The 545-nt window shown below is 65.3% G+C and carries 1 pseudogene; it reads left to right on the top strand.

From position 1 onward, the window contains the following. Nucleotides 1–545 (top strand): annotated as a pseudogene (locus N4Q37_RS27660) (RHS repeat-associated core domain-containing protein); the annotation flags it as partial.

Raw genomic sequence — 545 nt, 5'->3', positions numbered from 1 at the left:
GCCGGCAACCTGATCAGCGAAACCGATCCGTTGGGCCGCAGTGAATCGACGTTATGGCTAGAGCACTGGGCCTTGCCGCTGGTAGACACCGACGCCGCCGGCCACAGCTGGAAATATCGCTATGATCAACGCGGCAACTGCACGGCGGAAACCGACCCACTGGGCCACGTCACCCGCTACCGCTACGACGCCCACGGCCAGGTTGTGGAAATCATCGACGCCACCGGCAAAAGCAAGACACTGCGCTGGAACCCGTTCGGCCAGTTGGTGGAACACGTCGATTGCTCGGGCTACCCGACGCGCTTCAGCTACGACGCGCGCGGCTACCTGCAAACCATCACCGACGCCCTCGGCGAGCGCACCCAGTTCAGCTATGACGCCCAAGGCCGCTTGCTCACCAGTCAGTTGCCAGACGGTCGCACCGAGCACTATCAACGCGACATCGCCGGCCAGCTCACCGGCTACACCGACCCGGCCGGGCACACCACCCATTACCAGCACAACCGCCGCGGCCAGGTCCGCCAACGCACCGACGCCCAGGGCCG

Source organism: Pseudomonas citri (assembly GCF_025336485.1).
Lineage (GTDB): Bacteria > Pseudomonadota > Gammaproteobacteria > Pseudomonadales > Pseudomonadaceae > Aquipseudomonas > Aquipseudomonas citri.
Note: the sequence above shows the minus strand (reverse complement) of the source record. Positions and strands in the feature narration are given on the sequence as shown.